1 protein-coding gene is annotated in these 2,964 nt (G+C 79.2%); it reads left to right on the top strand.

The genetic code is table 11. The features are described from left to right. Positions 1-84: 84 nt before the first annotated feature. The coding region (locus GRC12_RS43285) for an FHA domain-containing protein (RefSeq protein ID WP_208785924.1) at positions 85-2,964 on the top strand (2,880 nt) is incomplete at its 3' end.

The following is a 2,964-nucleotide window of genomic DNA, read 5'->3' as shown; positions in this document are numbered from 1 at the left end:
GTGGGGTGGGGGGCGGGAGCGTCCGAGGGATCTCCCCGAGTCCGCGCCCGCGCCGCGCCCGCGCAGAAGGGATCGCTGACGGCGATGCAGATCCGGCTGACCGTCGTGGACCCGCTGGGCCCGCCCGACCGGGCGCGAGGCCGCGCCGCGAGCTGCGACGTGCTGGTCACCGCACCGGCCGGCACCGCCCTGGCGGCGGTCGCCTCCGCGCTGGCCGCGGCGGTCTCCGGGGAGGCCGCCGCGGGCGGCTCCGTCGTGCTGTACGCCGACGGGGAGCGCCTCGACGACCGGCGCTGCACGCTGGGCGAGCCCCCGCTGATCGACGGCGCGGTGCTGGCGCTGGGCGCGCCCGCCGAGCCCGAGCCGCACCCCGAACTGGACGAGGCCCCGACCCAACTGCACGTGGTCGCGGGCCCGGACGCGGGCGGCGTCCATCTGCTGCACGGCGGCGAGATCCGCATCGGCCGCTCCGCCGACGCCGACGTCCCGCTCGACGACCCGGACGTCTCCCGCGTCCACTGCGCCGTGACGGTGGCCGCCGACGGCCGCGTCTCGGTCGCCGACCTCGGCTCCACCAACGGCACGACCCTGAACGGCGGCCGGGTGAGCACCCGCCCGGTGCGCTTCACCCCGGGCGCGCTGCTGCGGATCGGCGAGTCGGCCCTGCGGCTGGCACCGGCGGGCGGACCGGGAGCGCGGGTACCCACGACACCGGACGGCGAGGGCTGCGTACGGGTTCCCTCCGGGGGCGCCGCGGACGGCACGGGCCGGGCGGCCGGGGGCACCTCGGTGGGCTTGGGCGGTTCGGTACCGGGCGGCGGTGCGGGCGGCACGGGCGGCATGAGCGGGGCGCCGGCGGTGCCGCACGCACGCGTGGCCGACGGGAGCGGCACGGCCACTCCGTCGCGCGGTGTACGCGCGGGTACCGGTGAGCCCGTCGTGGTGCCGGGCCAGGGCGGAGCACCGCGGATCGAGAACACGGGTGCGGGCGACGGCGACGCGACGGAGTACGGCACAGCGGGGCCGTACGGCACGGGGGACACGCACGCGGGTCGGCTCGGGGCGGTCGAGTGGGACCCCGGTGCCGCCACGCACGGCCCGGCGAGTGACGGCGGACCGTCCGGGACGCGCCCGCGAGGTGGCGTCGACGCGCCGTCGGGCCGCCCCGGCACGCGCCCGCTCGAAGGCGCCGACGCGCACTCCCGCGCCGAAGGCGGCTCCTTCATCGACGGCACCCCCGCGCCCGCCCGCCGCAAGGGCACTCCCCTACGGGGCACCGACATTCCGCAGGGGGTGCGCAAGCGCGGCGGGCTGTCGGCGTGGGCCCGGCGGCTGACCGGAAGCCGTGCGGAGCAGGCGGTGCCCGAGCAGGCGTACGACGAGGAAAGCGCGCCCCCCGTCACCTCGGACGAGCCCGCCCCGGTCGCCGTCGGTCCCCAGGCTCCGGAGACCTGGCCCGACCCGGCGGCGCTGCTGCTGACGGCGCTCGGGCCGGGACCCCGGCTGTGGGAGCGCGGCCCCGCCCACCCCGAGGCGCTCACGGTGCGGCTCGGCACGGCGGACCGGGCCGCGCCCGACGGCTCCGGGCTGCTGCCCGCCGTACCGGTGACGGCGGATCTGCGCGAGGTCGGTGCCCTGGGCCTGGCCGGCCCCCGCAACCGCCTCTCCGGGCTGGCCCGCGCGGTGGTGGCCCAGCTCGCCGCGCTGCACTCCCCGCAGACCCTGGAGATCGTCCTGATCAGCGCGGACCGCGCGCGGCCCCTGGAGGAGCGCACCGCCGAGTGGTCCTGGCTGGGCTGGCTCCCCCACCTCCGTCCCGGCCACGGCCAGGACTGCCGCCTCCTGCTCGCCTACGACCGCGAACAGGCCACGGCCCGCACCGACGAACTCCTGCGCCGACTGGAGGACCAGCTCGCGGAGGCAGGCCACGCCCCGCTGCGTCCGTCCCGGCAGGAACCCGTCCGCCGGCCCTCCTGGGCGCGGACCGACGACGAGGACGGCGACGCCTTCGCCGGGCCGTACACCGTGCTCGTGGTGGACGGCGACCCCGGAGGCGCCACGGTGCGGGAGGCGGTGGCACGGCTCGCCCTGCGGGGCCCCGAGGCCGGCATCCACGTCGTCTGTCTCGCCGAGACGGCACCCGCGTCGCCCGCGTCCCCGGTCACCGACACGTACGAGGCGGCCTGCGCGGTCGCCCCGACGTTCCGTGCGTGCGGAGCGGTGGCCCTGCTCAGCGGCGACGTGGCGACGGCACTGCGGCTGATGCGGGTCGCCAGGAGCGGGGCGGCGACGGGGAACGGGCCGGGCGAGGCGGCCACGGTCGCCGCCGCAGGGGCACGCACCGGCTCGACGACCTCCGCCGACCGTCTCATCACCGCCGACGCCACCACCGGCTCGCGCGCCGGGTCCGGCATCTCGGCCGCCGACTCAGCGGCACGGTCCGGCACTTCGGCCACCGGCTCAGGTGCCGGGTCCGCCACATCGGCCACCGGCTCAGGCGCCGGGTCCGCCACATCGGCCACCGGCTCAGGCGCCGGGTCCGCCACATCGGCCACCGGCTCAGGCGCCGGGTCCGCCACCTCGGCCACCGGCTCAGGCGCCGGGTCCGCCACCTCGGCCACCGGCTCAGGCGCCGGGCCCGCCGCCTCGGCCACCGGCTCACGCACAGAGCCCGCCACCTCGGCCGCCGCCCCGGGCGCAGGCTCCGCAGCCCCCTCTCCCGGCGTCGGCACGGCGGCCCCGAGCCGCGGCACGAGCAGCGCCACGTCAGTCCCCGGCCATGGCAGGCGCACCGACACCGCCACCTCGACCACGGGCCACGACACCGGTCACGACACCGGCACCGGCACCGGCACCGGCACCACCGCCTCACCCCCCGGCGCAGGCGCGGGTACCGACCCCGCCGCTGCCGTCGGTGCGGGCAGCCCCCGCACCTCCCCGAGCCCGGCCGTGACACCCCCTCAC

Origin of the sequence: Streptomyces griseorubiginosus (assembly GCF_017614965.1) — a bacterium.
Classification (GTDB): Bacteria; Actinomycetota; Actinomycetes; order Streptomycetales; family Streptomycetaceae; genus Streptomyces; species Streptomyces griseorubiginosus_B.
This window is presented reverse-complemented; position numbering and strand designations above follow the sequence as displayed.